The sequence below is a fragment of the Xanthomonas sp. 3058 genome (assembly GCF_014199765.1).
In the GTDB taxonomy this organism is placed as follows: Bacteria; Pseudomonadota; Gammaproteobacteria; order Xanthomonadales; family Xanthomonadaceae; genus Xanthomonas; species Xanthomonas campestris_B.
Genome location: NZ_JACHOF010000001.1, coordinates 523,456 through 538,089 on the forward strand (window position 1 = coordinate 523,456; position 14,634 = coordinate 538,089).

General features: G+C 63.2%; 14 protein-coding genes. 11 read left to right on the top strand and 3 right to left on the bottom strand.

What is annotated here, in order from left to right:
• Positions 1-5: 5 nt before the first annotated feature.
• On the bottom strand, positions 6-326 hold the full coding sequence (gene rplU, locus GGR61_RS02505; RefSeq protein ID WP_006450001.1) for a 50S ribosomal protein L21: 321 nt from the start codon (positions 324-326) through the stop codon (positions 6-8).
• 326 nt (positions 327-652) lie between these two features.
• On the opposite strand from rplU, the gene uvrA reads away from it, so the two are divergent.
• Entirely contained in the window at positions 653-3,619 is a 2,967-nt protein-coding gene (gene uvrA / locus GGR61_RS02510; protein ID WP_184620342.1) for an excinuclease ABC subunit UvrA, read from the top strand.
• Complete coding sequence (locus GGR61_RS02515; protein WP_184408723.1) at positions 3,619-4,026, top strand: thioesterase family protein; 408 nt, start codon at positions 3,619-3,621, stop codon at positions 4,024-4,026. Before uvrA ends, GGR61_RS02515 begins: the two co-directional genes overlap by 1 nt.
• A 303-nt stretch (positions 4,027-4,329) precedes the next feature.
• On the opposite strand, the gene GGR61_RS02520 is transcribed toward GGR61_RS02515, so the two are convergent.
• Positions 4,330-4,758: a copper chaperone PCu(A)C gene (locus GGR61_RS02520; protein WP_184408763.1), complete on the bottom strand. Its 429-nt coding sequence runs from the start codon at positions 4,756-4,758 to the stop codon at positions 4,330-4,332.
• 65 nt (positions 4,759-4,823) lie between these two features.
• Between GGR61_RS02520 and GGR61_RS02525 the strand changes: the two genes are divergently transcribed.
• The 5 genes from GGR61_RS02525 to GGR61_RS02545 all read left to right on the top strand — a co-directional run bounded on the left by GGR61_RS02525 (position 4,824) and on the right by GGR61_RS02545 (position 9,361).
• Entirely contained in the window at positions 4,824-5,594 is a 771-nt protein-coding gene (locus GGR61_RS02525) for an enoyl-CoA hydratase/isomerase family protein (protein ID WP_184620343.1), read from the top strand.
• Positions 5,595-5,664: 70 nt separating this feature from the next.
• Complete coding sequence (gene tesB, locus GGR61_RS02530) at positions 5,665-6,570, top strand: acyl-CoA thioesterase II (RefSeq protein ID WP_184620344.1); 906 nt, start codon at positions 5,665-5,667, stop codon at positions 6,568-6,570.
• Positions 6,571-6,728: 158 nt separating this feature from the next.
• Entirely contained in the window at positions 6,729-7,238 is a 510-nt protein-coding gene (locus GGR61_RS02535) for a DUF2007 domain-containing protein (protein ID WP_184620345.1), read from the top strand.
• Between the two features lie 82 nt (positions 7,239-7,320).
• Positions 7,321-8,514: a sigma-70 family RNA polymerase sigma factor gene (locus tag GGR61_RS02540; RefSeq protein ID WP_184620346.1), complete on the top strand. Its 1,194-nt coding sequence runs from the start codon at positions 7,321-7,323 to the stop codon at positions 8,512-8,514.
• 388 nt (positions 8,515-8,902) lie between these two features.
• The gene (locus GGR61_RS02545) at positions 8,903-9,361 is read left to right on the top strand and encodes a hypothetical protein (RefSeq protein ID WP_184408764.1); all 459 of its coding nucleotides are present in this window, start codon (positions 8,903-8,905) and stop codon (positions 9,359-9,361) included.
• A gap of 353 nt (positions 9,362-9,714) precedes the next feature.
• On the opposite strand, the gene GGR61_RS02550 is transcribed toward GGR61_RS02545, so the two are convergent.
• Positions 9,715-10,452: an EF-hand domain-containing protein gene (locus GGR61_RS02550; protein ID WP_184620347.1), complete on the bottom strand. Its 738-nt coding sequence runs from the start codon at positions 10,450-10,452 to the stop codon at positions 9,715-9,717.
• Here GGR61_RS02550 and GGR61_RS02555 point away from each other — a divergent pair.
• The 4 genes from GGR61_RS02555 to GGR61_RS21010 all read left to right on the top strand — a co-directional run bounded on the left by GGR61_RS02555 (position 10,343) and on the right by GGR61_RS21010 (position 14,479).
• Positions 10,343-11,257: an arginyltransferase gene (locus GGR61_RS02555; protein WP_184620348.1), complete on the top strand. Its 915-nt coding sequence runs from the start codon at positions 10,343-10,345 to the stop codon at positions 11,255-11,257. The two genes, GGR61_RS02550 and GGR61_RS02555, sit on opposite strands and share 110 nt — an antisense overlap.
• 51 nt (positions 11,258-11,308) lie before the next feature.
• Positions 11,309-12,541, top strand: a complete 1,233-nt coding sequence (locus GGR61_RS02560) for an endonuclease/exonuclease/phosphatase family protein (protein WP_260286810.1) — start codon at positions 11,309-11,311, stop codon at positions 12,539-12,541.
• Between the two features lie 245 nt (positions 12,542-12,786).
• A complete protein-coding gene (locus GGR61_RS02565) occupies positions 12,787-13,401 on the top strand; it encodes a hypothetical protein (RefSeq protein WP_260286811.1) in 615 nt (204 codons plus the stop codon).
• A 25-nt stretch (positions 13,402-13,426) separates the two neighbouring features.
• Entirely contained in the window at positions 13,427-14,479 is a 1,053-nt protein-coding gene (locus GGR61_RS21010; protein WP_260286812.1) for an XVIPCD domain-containing protein, read from the top strand.
• Positions 14,480-14,634 lie beyond the last annotated feature (155 nt).

Sequence of the window (14,634 nt, forward strand, 5' to 3'; positions counted from 1 at the left end):
TCTCCTTACTTCTTATCGCCACCGGCAATGCCGGTGATCTCGATTTCGGTGTAGTACTGACGGTGTCCCTGACGCTTCATGTGGTGCTTGCGGCGACGGAACTTGATGATGCGCACCTTGTCGGCGCGGCCATGGGCCACAACCTTGGCGGTGACCGAGGCGCCCTTCAGCGCATCGCCCAGCTTGATGCCATCGCTATCGCCCAACATCAGGACGGTGTCGAACTTGATCTCGTCGCCTGCTTCGACTTCGAGCTTTTCCACGCGGAGCGTTTCGCCCTGCGCGACGCGGTATTGCTTACCGCCGGTTACCAGAACTGCGTACATGACCAGGTTTTCCTCTGTAGTTATTATGGTCGCACTGACGTGCCCTAGGGCAGACAGGAGCGGGATTGTACTGGCCTATCGGGTTTTGGGTCAACCCGCAAGCGGGATGCCGGCCGGTTTCCGATTGACGGCATACAGGCTTGCCCCAGCCCACGTCGAACGACACCCATGCAACGCATCATCCGGCCGCCACAGCGCTCCGGTCAGACTGGCATTTCGGGCAATTGCCCTCACCTAGGTCGGCGGGTAGGCTGATCGACTGCCACTCATTCCTGCTGAGCACGCTCGCATCACCGCCGGTTCGCCGGCCCGACATCGGATCCCCCATGGCGATGGATTTCATCCGCATCCGCGGCGCGCGGACGCACAACCTCAAGAACATCGATCTCGACCTGCCTCGCGACAAATTGATCGTGATCACCGGCCTGTCCGGCTCGGGCAAGTCGTCGTTGGCGTTCGACACCATCTATGCGGAGGGCCAGCGCCGCTACGTCGAGTCGCTGTCGGCGTATGCGCGCCAGTTCCTCAGCGTGATGGAAAAGCCCGACCTGGACCATATCGAAGGTCTGTCTCCGGCGATTTCGATCGAGCAGAAATCCACCTCGCACAATCCGCGCTCCACGGTCGGCACGATCACCGAGATCTACGACTATCTGCGCCTGCTGTACGCGCGGGTCGGTCAGCCGCGTTGCCCGGACCATGGGTTCCCGCTGGAAGCGCAGACCGTCAGCCAGATGGTCGACCACATGCTCACGTTGGACGCCGAGCAACGCTACATGCTGCTGGCGCCGGTGATCCGCGACCGCAAGGGCGAGCACGCGCAGGTGTTCGAGCAACTGCGTGCGCAGGGTTTCGTGCGCGTGCGCGTGGATGGCGAGCTGTACGAGATCGATGCGGTGCCGGCATTGGCGCTGCGCCAGAAGCACACCATCGAAGCGGTGATCGACCGTTTCCGCCCGCGCGAAGACATCAAGCAGCGGCTGGCGGAAAGTTTCGAGACCGCGCTCAAGCTCGGCGAAGGCATGGTCGCGGTGCAGTCGCTGGACGACCCGGCCGCCGCACCGCACCTGCTCTCGTCCAAGTACAGCTGCCCGGTCTGCGATTACTCGCTGCCGGAGCTGGAACCTCGGCTGTTTTCGTTCAATGCGCCGGTCGGTGCCTGCCCGAGTTGCGATGGCCTGGGCGTGGCCGAATTCTTTGATCCGGATCGCGTCGTGGTGCATCCGGAGCTGTCGCTGTCGGCCGGCGCGGTGCGCGGCTGGGATCGGCGCAATGCCTATTATTTTCAGCTGATCGCCTCACTGGCAAAGCACTACAAGTTCGACGTGGATGCGGTGTGGAATTCGTTGCCGGCCAAGGTGCGCCAGGCGGTGCTGTTCGGCAGCGGCGATGAGGTGATCAGCTTCACCTACTTCACCGATGCCGGCGGGCGCACCACCCGCAAGCATCGCTTCGAGGGCATCCTGCCGAACCTGGAACGCCGTTACCGCGAAACCGAGTCGCCGGCGGTGCGCGAAGAGCTGACCAAGTACGTCAGCCAGCAGCCCTGCCCTGCCTGTAACGGCACCCGCCTGAATCGCGCCGCACGCAATGTCTTCGTGGCCGATCGCCCGTTGCCCGAACTGGTGGTGTTGCCGGTCAACGAGGCGCTGGCGTTTTTCCGCGGGCTGTCGCTGCCCGGTTGGCGCGGCGAGATCGCCGGCAAGATCGTCAAGGAGATCGCCGAGCGGCTGGGCTTCCTGGTCGATGTGGGCCTGGATTACCTGACCCTGGAACGCAAGGCCGACACCTTGTCCGGCGGCGAGGCGCAGCGCATCCGCCTGGCCAGCCAGATCGGCGCCGGACTGGTCGGGGTGATGTACGTGCTGGACGAACCGTCGATCGGCCTGCACCAACGCGACAACGAACGCCTGCTCGGCACGCTGACGCGGCTGCGCGACCTGGGCAATACGGTGATCGTGGTCGAACACGACGAAGACGCGATCCGCCTGGCCGACCACGTGCTGGATATCGGCCCCGGCGCCGGCGTGCACGGCGGCGAAATCTGCGCCCAGGGCACGCTACAGGACATCCTGGATGCGCCGCGTTCGCTGACCGGCCAATACCTGTCGGGCAAGCGCCGTATCGAGATCCCCAAGCAGCGCCACAAGCCCAACCCGAAGATGATGCTGCATCTGCGCGGGGCGACCGGCAACAACCTCAAGAACGTCGACCTGGACATTCCAGCCGGCCTGCTGACCTGCATCACCGGCGTGTCCGGCTCGGGCAAGTCAACGCTGATCAACGACACGCTGTTTTCGCTGGCCGCCAACGAAATCAATGGCGCCTCGCATCCGGTGGCCGCGCATCGCGAGGTCGAGAATCTCGACCTGTTCGACAAGGTGGTGGACATCGACCAATCGCCGATCGGGCGCACCCCGCGCTCCAACCCGGCGACCTACACCGGCATGTTCACGCCGTTGCGCGAGCTGTACGCGCAGGTGCCGGAGTCGCGCGCACGCGGCTATTCGCCGGGACGCTTCAGCTTCAACGTGCGTGGCGGCCGCTGCGAGGCCTGCCAGGGCGATGGCATGATCAAGGTGGAGATGCACTTCCTGCCCGACGTCTACGTGCCGTGCGATGTGTGCCACGGCAAGCGCTACAACCGCGAAACGCTGGAGATCCGCTACAAGGGTTACAACATCAGCGACGTGCTGGAAATGACCGTCGAAGATGCGCTGCAGCTGTTCGAGCCGGTGCCGAGCATCGCGCGCAAGCTGGAGACCCTGATCGATGTCGGCCTGAGCTATATCAAGCTGGGCCAGAGCGCGACCACGTTGTCCGGCGGCGAGGCGCAGCGCGTCAAGCTGTCCAAGGAATTGTCGCGTCGCGATACCGGACGCACCCTGTACATCCTCGACGAACCGACCACCGGCCTGCACTTCCACGACATCGAGGCGCTGCTCGGCGTGCTGCACAAGCTGCGCGACGAGGGCAATACGGTGGTGGTGATCGAACACAATCTGGACGTCATCAAGACCGCCGACTGGATCGTCGACCTGGGCCCGGAAGGCGGTCATCGCGGCGGCACCATCCTGGTGTCCGGCACGCCGGAAGACGTGGCTGCGCACAAGGCCTCCTACACCGGTCAGTTCCTGGCCAAGATGCTGCCGTCGGTGAAGGCACGCGAGACCCGCCCGGCGGCGATGGCCAACAAGCCCGATGCGCGCCCGCCGCGCAAGGTCAAACCGGAGAAGGTGGCCAAGGTCGCCAAGTCCGCCACCAAGAAAACCGCAAAGAAGAAGGCGAGCTGATGAGCGAAGAGCAAAAGATCCTGGCACGTATCCCGATCAGCGTGCGCTGGCGCGACATGGACAGCATGGGTCACGTCAACAACGCCAAATACATTTCGTACCTGGAAGAAGCGCGCGTGCGCTGGATGCTGGGCGTGCAAGGCGTGGCGATGACCGACCGTATCGCGCCGGTCGTCGCCGCCACCAACGTCAACTACAAACGCCCGCTGGTGTGGCCCAACGACATCACGGTGGAGTTGTTCGTCGAGCGCCTGGGCAGCAGCAGCATCACCATCGGCCACCGCATCGTCGACCAGAAGGACGACAGCGTGCTGTATTCGGACGGCAACGTGGTGGTGGTGTGGATCGATACGCAGACCGGCAAGAGCGCGTCGCTGCCGGATGCGGTGCGCACGGCCAGCAGCTGACTGCCCGGACCCGAGCACTGGGTTTCTCAGCGTTCGGTGGCGACGGCGGCTCTGGTAGGAGCCGCCGTTTTTGTGTTCGGCGATAGGGTGATCGTCACTGCGTAATGCGGTTGGCCCGCATTGTCGGCGCAGGAAGAACCCGGTGACGCGGCAACGGTTGGTGCCGCCTCAGGCCGTTGCCTGGTCGATCGACTGCGTTGCTGAACCGCTGCACGTGTCGATCGGCATCAGCATGCACGCTGGCTTCGACGACACTGCCGCCTGCATGCTGCAATGTCGCGTGTCACTCCGCGCAGCGCTCGATCAGGAGCCCGGCGCGCGCGTGCGCGCCTGCAACGTGGCCTCGATCTTGCGGCCATCCTGCAAGGTGAAGGTCACCGGCACCTGTGCGCCTTCCTGTAGCGGCCCGGTCGCGTCCATCAGCATCAGATGCACACCGCCCGGCGCCAGCGTGACCGACTTCCCGGCCGGCAATGCCAGCGCGGGCACCGCTCGCATGCGGCTGACCCCATCGGCCTGCGTGGTCTGGTGGATGGACACATCGGCAAACACGCGGCTCTTGGCTGCGGTCACCGTCACCGGTTGCGCGCAGCCGTTGTGGAATTGCCCGAACCCCGCCGCCATGCCCATGCCGCCAGGCGGCGGAAGGCGGATCCAGCCGTCCTTGAACGCGGGCAGACACTGCGCGCCGACGCCCGCACTTGCCACCGCCAACAACGCACCGAACAGCACGCATCCACGCATACGCCGCCTGCTATGACTGCCGTCTATCATGATCCGATCTCCAGGAGCCCCGAATGAGCATCCAGATCTTAGACCATGGCCGTCTTCGCGAAATCCGGCTGGCGCGCCCGCCGGTCAATGCGCTGGACACTGCGCTATGCCAGGCACTGAGCGTTGCGGTGCAGCAGGCCGGCGATGAGACCGATGGCATCGTGCTGTCGGGCAGCGAGCGCATTTTTTCCGGTGGCATGGACGTACCGCATCTGCTGTCGCACGGCACCGACCGCGCCGCGTTGCTGGCCAGCTGGACGGCCTTCTTCGAGGCCGCGCAAGCGCTGGCCAACAGCCGCGTGCCGGTGGTGGCCGCCATCGGCGGACATGCGCCGGCCGGCGGCTGCGTGCTGGCGCTGTGCTGCGACTACCGGGTGATGGCGCGCAGCGCCGACACCGCCAAACCGTATGCGATCGGCCTGAACGAAGTGCAGGTCGGCCTGGCCGCGCCGGAAGGCATCCAGCGGCTGCTGCGCCGCGTGGTCGGGGCGCACCGTGCCGAGCGCCTGCTGATCTCCGGCCAGTTGCTGCCCGCCGAACAGGCGGTCACGATCGGCCTGGTCGATGAGTTGGTCGATGGTGATCTGGTCACCGCCCGCGCAGTGGCCTGGCTGCAGGACCTGCAGCAGCTGCCGCGCCAACCGATGCTGACCACGCGCGCGATCGCCCGCGCCGATCTGCGCGCGGCACTGGCGCCGGAGCTGATCCAGCTGGAGCGTTTCATCGACGGTTGGTACGCGGCGGATGCGCAGGCCGCCTTGCACGGCCTGGTCGCGCGCCTGCAAAAGAGCTGAACCCGCTCGGGCACGGCGCGCACAGGGCGGCCGCTATAATCGTGGTCCATCGCACGCCCAGGCCCGCCCCTTGTCCGTCCCTGCCGAACCCGTCGCATCCGAATTGATCAGCCTGCTGTCGCTGGAACGGCTGGAGGACAACCTCTTTCGCGGCCAGAGCCGCGATATCGGCACCAAATACGTGTTCGGCGGACAGGTGCTGGGCCAGGCGTTGTCGGCGGCGCAGGCCACGGTGGAGAACGGCCGTCAGGCGCACTCGCTGCATGCGTATTTCCTGCGCGCCGGCAATATCGACCACCCGATCGTCTACGAGGTCGATCGCACCCGCGATGGCGGCAGTTTTTCGGTGCGCCGGGTCACCGCGATCCAGCACGGCAAGGTGATCTTTTTCTGCGCGGCCTCGTTCCAGGAAAGCGAGGACGGCGCCGAGCACCAGTCGGTGATGCCGGTGGTGCCGCCACCCGAAGACATCGAACCCACCCCGCCACTGGCACAGGAGGTGCTGGAGAAACTGCCGGCCAAGGTCCAGCGCTGGCTGTCGCGCGGCGGGCCATTCGAATTTCGCCACGTGTTTCCACGCGACGAACTCCGGCCGCCCAAACGCCCACCGTTCCAGCAGATGTGGCTGCGCCTGAGCGACTCGATCGGCGACGACCTCGGCCTGCACCGTGCCTTGCTCGCCTATGCCTCGGATTTCCAGCTGCTGGGCACCTCCACCTTTCCGCACGGCATCAGCTACTACACGCCGAATGTGCAGATGGCCTCGCTCGACCATGCGCTGTGGTTCCACCGCCCGTTCCGCGCCGACGACTGGCTGCTGTATTCGCTCGACAGCCCGACCGCGCAAGGCGCGCGCGGGCTGGCACGTGGGCAGTTCTTCACCCGCGATGGCGTGCTGGTCGCCAGCACCACACAGGAAGGCTTGATCCGTGTCGTGCCCGACGGTAGCGCGGTCGCCGTGCCGGCCAAGGAATAGGCGTGTCGATTTCTTCATGGCACTCGCCGCGCCCAGGCGTGGCGACCGGTGCATCAACGCTCTGGCATGGATCGACGTCCCCGCCAACTTCTCTTTCCACCTCGAACACGCGCATTTGCTGCGCGATCCGTTCGGGAGCCAACGGCACACCCTGAATCATGCGCAAGATCTTCAGCAGTCAACGTATCGAAACCGCCGAAGGCGTGGCCAATCTGCTGCGCGAGGCCGGTATCGACGTGCGCATGAGCAATGGCCGCTCCTATGAAAGCAAGCGCACCGGCCAGTTCAGCTATCTCGAACAAGGCAATGCGCAGGCCTATCCCACGGTGTGGATCGTGCACGCCGACGACCAGCCGCGCGCACGCGAGCTGCTGCGCGACGCCCGCCTGCTCGATACCACCCGCCGCGATCTGCCGAATGTGGAATACACCTTCCGCGAAGGCGAGAACGGATCGAGCTCCAGCGCGCGCAGCTGGGCCTGGCGCATCCGGCTGGTGCTGCTGTTGGTGATCGGCGCAGTGGCCATGTTCGTGGTCATGCGCCATCGCAGCGCACCTGATGCGGCGCCGCTGGTACAGCCGGCATCGCAACCGACAGCTCCTGCAGATACACAACCGCCTGCAGCAGAGGATGAGGAAATGCGCGTGCGGATCCAGCCGGCGCGCTGAGGACCGCTGCCCAGACCGCATCATATCGGTCACATCCAGCGCCACCATGCGTCATGCTGGGAACAGGACATGGATTGCGCCGATGCACACCGACACGCTGGACCTGATGTTGCAACGCGAATTACCCAACGCCGCAGCCGGCTGCCAGCAGGCGTACGGTCGCATTGTGCGCGCCAGCCAGAATACGGTGACCGCCATTGCACTGGCGATCACCCGCGATATCGCCGCCAGCGAAGACATCGCCCAGGAAGCGTTCCTGCGTGCCTGGCAGCGGCTGGCGCAATTGCATCAGCCGGCCAGCTTCCTGCCGTGGCTGCGGCAGATCACCCGCAACCTGGCGCGCGACTGGCTACGCGCCAACCGGCATCGTGCGCTCAGCGGCGAAGCGGCCGAGCTTGCGATGGCGATGGCCGCCGACCCGGCCCCCTCGCCTGCCGACCATCTGCTGCAGGTGGAAGAAGAGATCGCCGCGCTCGACATCATTTCTGCACTGCCGGAAGAGAGCCGCGAGACGCTGCTGCTGTATTACCGCGAAGGCCAGAGTTCGCAGCAGGTTGCCTCACTGCTCGGCCTCAGCGACGCCGCCGTGCGCAAACGCCTGTCGCGGGCACGTGCCAGCGTGCGTCACGAGTTGCTGTGCCGGTTCGGCGAGTTCGCGCGCAGCAGCGCGCCCAGCGTCGCCTTCGCGACTGCGGTGACCTCGGCAACGATGCTGGCAGCGCCAGGAACCGCAAGTGCAGCCATCGTATTGGGCGGCATCGGTGGCGCGGGCAAGCTGGGCATGGGCGGTTTGACCGGCTCTGCCGTTGGCGGTGGCGGCGCGGCCGGTGCGCTGAGCATCTGGTTCGGCATGCCGGCGCTGTTTGCTGCAGGCAGCGTGCTGGTTGCAGCACTGGGAACCTACTGGTCGGGCTGGTATCTGCTGCGCTTTGCCGAGACGGCTCGCGAAACCGCAGGTATCCGCCGCTTCATGCTCACAAGCACGCTGACGTCGGTGATCGTGTGCGGCAGCACGTTGCTGCTGAATCGACTCAGCACCGAACCCTGGTCGGCCTTGCTGGTGCTGTGCGCAGGCATGGTCGTGATCAACTATCAAATGCTCCGCGTGCTGCCCCGGGTGATGCGCCCCATGCTGGAACGTGATGCACAACGGCGCGGCACCACGCAGGCACCAGTGCTTCACCGCTGCATGTTCAGTCCAGGCGCAACGCTCGTGAGCACGCTGGCGGTCCTGCTGCCAATCCTGCATCACTCCATCAGGGCGGGGATGTTATGACGCACTTGAAAGCCACGATCAGCCTGCGCAGCGGTCGAGCGAGACAGGCAGCGATCCAGAATCCTCGCATGGCGCTTGCAACCGGCATGCACCATGCCCTTCACAGACGCGCAACGGCGCTCTACGTGCTGTTCGCCGCGTTTGTTGATGCGATCTCGGTCATCGCGTGAGACACATGGATCAGCGAACCGCGGCGATCTTGAACGGCACGGCCCTGTAACAGCGTGGCTGAACCGCACTTTTTGACTGTATCCCAATGAATTTCATTGCCACTACTTCTCTGCGAGTATTCCAGCGGCTGTGCGACTGCAGCCGTGCAGTTTCGGCATACGCCGCTTTAAAAGACCAGGAGAGCAATGCAGTGAAAAAGATCGTGACCGCAGGCCTGATGCTGCTGAGCAGCGCTGGCGCGTACGCGGAAGGACTGACAACCTCGCCCGACGGCCAGACGCTGGCCGTGAGCTTTGGAGAACCCACCGTCAAACAGGTGCTCCACTATCGCAAGATGTACGAGAAGAAGCCGTTTCCCGATGCGGAGATTTATTACTACGCCAACGGCATGTACAAGATCATTTCGCAGGGCGAGAACCACTATGGCGTCTACGTCCTGCAAGGCAGTTTCGACGACGAGACCTGCACGGTGAAGTTCATCTCACTCCCCTCTCCAGACTGGGGCAACAAAACCGCTTTCCACCAGCTGACCTTCATCCGCGGCAGCAAGGAAAACGTCTTCATTCAAAACGCCGTCGTCGAAACGGGTGAAGCCATTGCACAGCAGAACGGCACCTACACGCAGGAAAAGAACACGCTCGCCAATCCTGTCCCCAAGCAGTGGCACAGCAAATGACAACCTGCGCTGGCGTCGCACGGTGATGTCGAGCGCCCGAATCGGCACTGTTGTTGTCGCCGGAGAGTATTCCAACGCCGCCGGAACCTGACGGCAGGCCGTGATGCTGCACCGGCCGGAACACACTGGCACATCGCGCTATCGCTACCCGGCGAGCTGCCATTACGGCATGAGCTCGGCTTTTCCAGCAACGGGTGAGGTAATCGCAGCGCATCGGCAGCGCCATGCAAAAAGCCTCCCTTGCGGGAGGCCATGGGTCGATCGGCGCCTTGTTGCATCATCCGTGTGACTGAAATCCTTACCGCTACCGTTGACGCAGCACGTGTTCAGCCACGTGCCGCGTCAACACCTGCTCAGTTGCCCGCAGCAGGCTTGGCCGGCATCGCACGTTTGCCGTGTTCGCCATGCTCGCCCTGTCCCCAGCGGCCATGCTCGCCGCGTTGCTTGGATGCCGCATCGAACTCGGCCTTGCTCAACTTGCCGTCCTTGTCGGTGTCGGCCTTGGCAAACCACGCATCGCGATGCTGTTGCATGCGTAGCTCACGGTCGGCACGATCGACGAAGCCGTCCTTGTTAAGGTCCATTGCATCGAAACGTGCAGCGAACTTGGGGTCGGTCTTGGCTTCTTCGCGGCTGATGCGGCCGTCCTTGTTGGTGTCGAGCTTGCTCATCCATTCGCCACGTCCGCCACGCCCCATGCCACGGTGATGCGGGCGCTCATCGCGCGAGAGCTTGCCGTCCTTGTTGGCGTCCAGCGTGTCGAACTGCGCGGCAAGTTTCGGATCGGCCGCGGCTTCGCTGCGATCGATCATGCCATCGCCGTTGGTGTCGAGCTTGGCAGGACGCGGCGCATCGCCGGCGGCCGGCGGGGTGGCGGCGAACGCCGAGCCGGTGGACAGGGCGGCTAACACAGCAAGTGCGAGAAAGGGTTTGCGGGACATGAGAAACTCCTGGGATGTGAAAACCACACGCGGCACCTGCATGGGCCGCATCGCGTGGGTGGCGCACCCGGATTCACCGTGCGCTGCCACCAACACCCACATCAACGAGCCATCGACGCGCCCGTTGACCTGCCAGCCCGGCGTATTCATCCGGCGGACAGTCGCCGCTGTTGCGACGCCCAGGCGTTATCCTGAAACCATGGCCATTCACGCCGACACCCACGATGACCTGCGCCTGTTCCAGACCGGCGAGCATGCCTGTGGCTACTGGTCCGACCGCCAGGCGCGCGACTTGGTACTGGACCCGCACGACCCGCGCTTGGGCGCGATCTATCCGCAGGCATTGGCATGGGGATTTCGCCGCTCCGGCGACCTGGTCTACCGGCCGCATTGCGAAACGTGCCGCGCCTGTGTACCGGTACGCATTGCCGTAGACGCGTTCCGCCCCGATCGCAGTCAACGCCGTTGTCTCGCGCGCAATGAAGATCTGGTGGTGCGTGTGGCTGCCGCCGAGCGCACCGACGAACAACTCGCGCTGTATCGGCGCTACCTCAAGCACCGGCACCCCGGTGGCGGTATGGACGAGCACGGCGCCACCGAGTTCGACCAGTTCCTGATCGGCGGCTGGTCGCACGGGCGCTTCCTGGAAATCCGCGAACCGGCGGTGGCGCATGCACCGGGGCGGCTGCTCGCCGTTGCGGTCACCGATGTCACCGAGCATGCGTTGTCGGCGGTGTACACGTTCTACGCGCCGGAGGCTGCAGCGCGCAGCCTGGGGACGTTTGCGATCCTTCAGCAGATCCAATGGGCACGCCGCGAGCGCCGTGCGCATGTGTACCTGGGCTACTGGATCGAAGGCCATGCCAAGATGAATTACAAGCGTCGTTTCAGCGCACTGGAAGCCTACGACGGCCGCCAGTGGCGCGGGTTACCCGCCACCGCATCGGCACCGTGAATCGCAGCGCGCGACATCGGGCTGTCGCATCGGGCATGCGAGAATCGCGCGATGATCAGACCTCTTCTTTTGCTCGCGCTGACCGCGCTCTGCGCCGCCTGCACCCATCGCACGCCTGCATCGGCTGCCACCTCCGATAGCGCCACTGGCGAACCCGTGGCCACACAGCTACGCATCGCCACCTACAACACCTCGCTGTACTCCGACGAGGCAGGCGGCCTGGTGCGCGAGCTGCAGGGCGACAGCGCGCATGCACGCAAGATCGCCGCCGTGCTGCAGCGCGTGCGCCCGGACCTGGTGTTGCTCAACGAATTCGATTTCGACCCGGACCACCGCGCTGCCGATCTGTTCCAGCAGCGCTACCTGCAGGTCGCCCAGCCGGGCGGCGGCGAACCGTTGCGTTATCCGTATCGCTATCTGGCACCGGTCAATACCGGCGTGCCGAGCGGCCTGGACCTGGACAGCAACGGCACCGTCGGTGGCGATGGCCGCTCGCGTGGCAACGATGCCTGGGGCTATGGGCTGCACCCCGGCCAGTACGGCATGCTGGTGCTGTCGCGGTATCCGATCGATGCGCAGGCCGTACGCAGTTTTCAATTGCTGAAATGGAGCGCGCTGCCGGGTGCGCTGCGGCCGCTGGATCCGGGTACCGGGCGTGCGTTCTACAGCGACGCGATCTGGTCGCAGCTGCGTCTGTCGTCCAAATCGCATTGGGACGTGCCGGTACGCACGCCGCTCGGGGTCGTGCATGCGCTGGTGTCGCACCCGACGCCGCCGGTGTTCGATGGCGCGGAAAAACGCAACGCCGCACGCAACCACGACGAGCTCGCGCTATGGCGTGCGTACCTGGACAATGCGGCCGACAGCAAGCGCTGGCTGTGCGATGACAAGGGAATCTGCGGCGGTCTGGCGGCCGATGCGCACTTCGTGATCCTGGGCGATCTGAACAACGATCCGATCGATGGCGCAGGCCGCCACGAAGCGATCCGCGCATTGATCCATCATCCGCGCGTGCTGCACTACCCCACCCCGCGCAGCGAAGGCGGCCCGCAAAAGACCGCCGAATACGCCGCACAAGGCATCGTGCACACGGGCGACCCGCACCAGGTCACCGGCGATTTCGGCCCGCAAGCCGGCACCATGCGGCTGGACTACGTGCTGCCATCGCACCAGTTCACGCTAATCGGCAGCGGCATCTTCTGGCCGGCCAGCACCGCCCCGGAAGCGGCGATTGCCGATGGCAGCGACCATCATGCGGTGTGGGTGGATGTGGTTGACAAGTAAAGGTCAACAGCACTCGAGAGATTTTATGAATGATGCCCGTCGACAGCAGGCGGCGCCTGCCCGGGCCGACAGTGGCAGCACGCTGGCTGATGGTTTGCCGCCTGCCAGCCAGCCGTGACGAAGCTCGGCATTTCAGCTTGTACAGGCGCCAGAGATGACCTCGTCCAGTATATACAAGGCAGGCCTAGCTGGCTTCAGATCGCGGGTTTACACTCTGACGCAACCCTGTCTGCAATGAGAACCGGATGAGACCACACTTGCAGGATGTGCGTGCCCCCGTGCGGAGTTTGTGGCCGTCGTTTGTGATCGCTACGATGCTGGTTGCCTGTAGCGCAAGCAAAGCGCCGCAGTCCGAGAAGCAAGACCTTTTTCTCATTAAACCATTCCGCGTAGATGCCACGGACGAACATGTGCGCTTTGAATTTGAAGCCACACCGGACAACGTGAACCTTACCCAGTCCTACATCGTCGGGTTGAACCTAAGTCGCAAAGGACCGATCGACCCCGTCACCACGTTAAACAAGAGCGAGTCCCCCGTGCGGTATTCGCTCAAAGTGAACGCATGCAGGTGGGAAGAAGGAATTTGCAAAAAAATATTCACAGAAGACAATTTTCAAGCCTCATTGCGCAAAGAACCCCAAAAGGAAGAATTCCTTAGATGGCGCGTGGGAAATGATGAAATTAAGTACATCAGTTCCGGAGCGTATGACTCCGATTCGAGCAACTGGATTGTCTGCAATCTTCACCTCAACAAATATGGCCGATACCGTGTAGATATATCGCCAAAACCGGGCAGCATCATATTAAATAACCCTAATGCAACAATTACAATCCAGAAAAAGTTAACATCCTCAAAATAGTCAAGAAATCGACAAGGAATGCATCATGGACAAGCAACGCTACACCGTAACTATCGTTATAGCGGCACCAGGCACACCTCTATATGAAGAAGGTAAGCAGCAAATAATCGATGGAGTGCCCGTTACATCTGGCCCAGGCCATATGTTCTTTATAACTAGTGATGGGAACCAAGCGACAAGTTATGGATTTGCTCCAATCAACCACGGACAGACGAACGGCCCTGGACTAATCTACAATACCGATGCAGATGAGTATCATGCCCCTGTTTACTCTAGAACGCTTGAAATAAGCAAGGAACAGTATGACAAGCTCCAAAATTTCGGCCAAGAACCGGAAAAATTGGGGTTCGACAAAGAGTACAAGGATGTGCGCAACAACTGTGTCGACTTTACCTGGGCCGCACTCAATCATGCCGGTCTGCATCGCAACCAGAGCATCGATGTAAATGGGTTGCTTGGCCCCGCTGGAGTCGGGCAACTGCTTCCTGACGTTCGCATCCCTTTACCGCTCGAAGGCCAGGGGAAAGATGCTTACCGCCCCTTACGCAATATCCATGGCGTGGAAAGCATTGAAGCACCGTTTCCAGAAAGTCCCCTGAACAAGGAAGTTCGGCATCCGCTTCCCGCAGACAGATCGATCCAACAACATATTTTGAGTGATGAGCGGCAACCGCCCTCACTGCGTAATCCCGATCATCCCGGGCACCCGCTGTTTGCACAAGCGCAGTCCCATGTGCAAGCCCTGGATCAAGCAAACAACCGACAATCGGACGTACGCAGTGACAACCTGGCTGGTTGCCTGGCGGTGCAATCCTGCAAAATGGGCATGGACCGCATCGACGACGTGCGTCTAAGCGAGGACGCCTCACGTGCGTTTGCGGTACAGAACAATCCCAACTCACTGGGACCGCACGACCAGTTGCGTGCCCATGTGGATACTGTCGCTGCACTCAATACACCGCTGGAGCAGAGCAGTCAGAGCTGGGTCCAGGCTGCGGCGGAACGCGCGCACGGCGAACAGCAAAGGCAGATACAGCAAGAGCAGAGCCAACCACACCCTGCAAGGGCTTTGACCTGAAACTTGCAGTTCGGCTTATACATGCCCTTGCGTCTACATGCCCTTGCGTCCGACGCCTTCGATGGAGCACACGGATGCCTATCAGATCCACTGTCTGACCGTGGTCTGGTCTCACCCGCAACGGATGTAATGCGGGTGTAGCCACCATGGTTCAC

Bases quoted from the DNA above. Each gene is read 5' to 3' on its own strand.
- GGR61_RS21010 (WP_260286812.1), top strand. From the start codon at position 13,427: ATGGACAAGCAACGCTACACCGTAACTATCGTTATAGCGGCACCAGGC.
- GGR61_RS02535 (WP_184620345.1), top strand. From the start codon at position 6,729: ATGCGCAAGATCTTCAGCAGTCAACGTATCGAAACCGCCGAAGGCGTG.
- GGR61_RS02545 (WP_184408764.1), top strand. From the start codon at position 8,903: ATGCTGCTGAGCAGCGCTGGCGCGTACGCGGAAGGACTGACAACCTCG.
- GGR61_RS02555 (WP_184620348.1), top strand. From the start codon at position 10,343: ATGGGCCGCATCGCGTGGGTGGCGCACCCGGATTCACCGTGCGCTGCC.
- uvrA (WP_184620342.1), top strand. From the start codon at position 653: ATGGCGATGGATTTCATCCGCATCCGCGGCGCGCGGACGCACAACCTC.
- GGR61_RS02525 (WP_184620343.1), top strand. From the start codon at position 4,824: ATGAGCATCCAGATCTTAGACCATGGCCGTCTTCGCGAAATCCGGCTG.
- GGR61_RS02540 (WP_184620346.1), top strand. From the start codon at position 7,321: ATGCACACCGACACGCTGGACCTGATGTTGCAACGCGAATTACCCAAC.
- GGR61_RS02560 (WP_260286810.1), top strand. From the start codon at position 11,309: ATGATCAGACCTCTTCTTTTGCTCGCGCTGACCGCGCTCTGCGCCGCC.
- rplU (WP_006450001.1), bottom strand. From the start codon at position 326: ATGTACGCAGTTCTGGTAACCGGCGGTAAGCAATACCGCGTCGCGCAG.
- GGR61_RS02515 (WP_184408723.1), top strand. From the start codon at position 3,619: ATGAGCGAAGAGCAAAAGATCCTGGCACGTATCCCGATCAGCGTGCGC.
- GGR61_RS02550 (WP_184620347.1), bottom strand. From the start codon at position 10,452: ATGAATACGCCGGGCTGGCAGGTCAACGGGCGCGTCGATGGCTCGTTG.
- GGR61_RS02565 (WP_260286811.1), top strand. From the start codon at position 12,787: ATGAGACCACACTTGCAGGATGTGCGTGCCCCCGTGCGGAGTTTGTGG.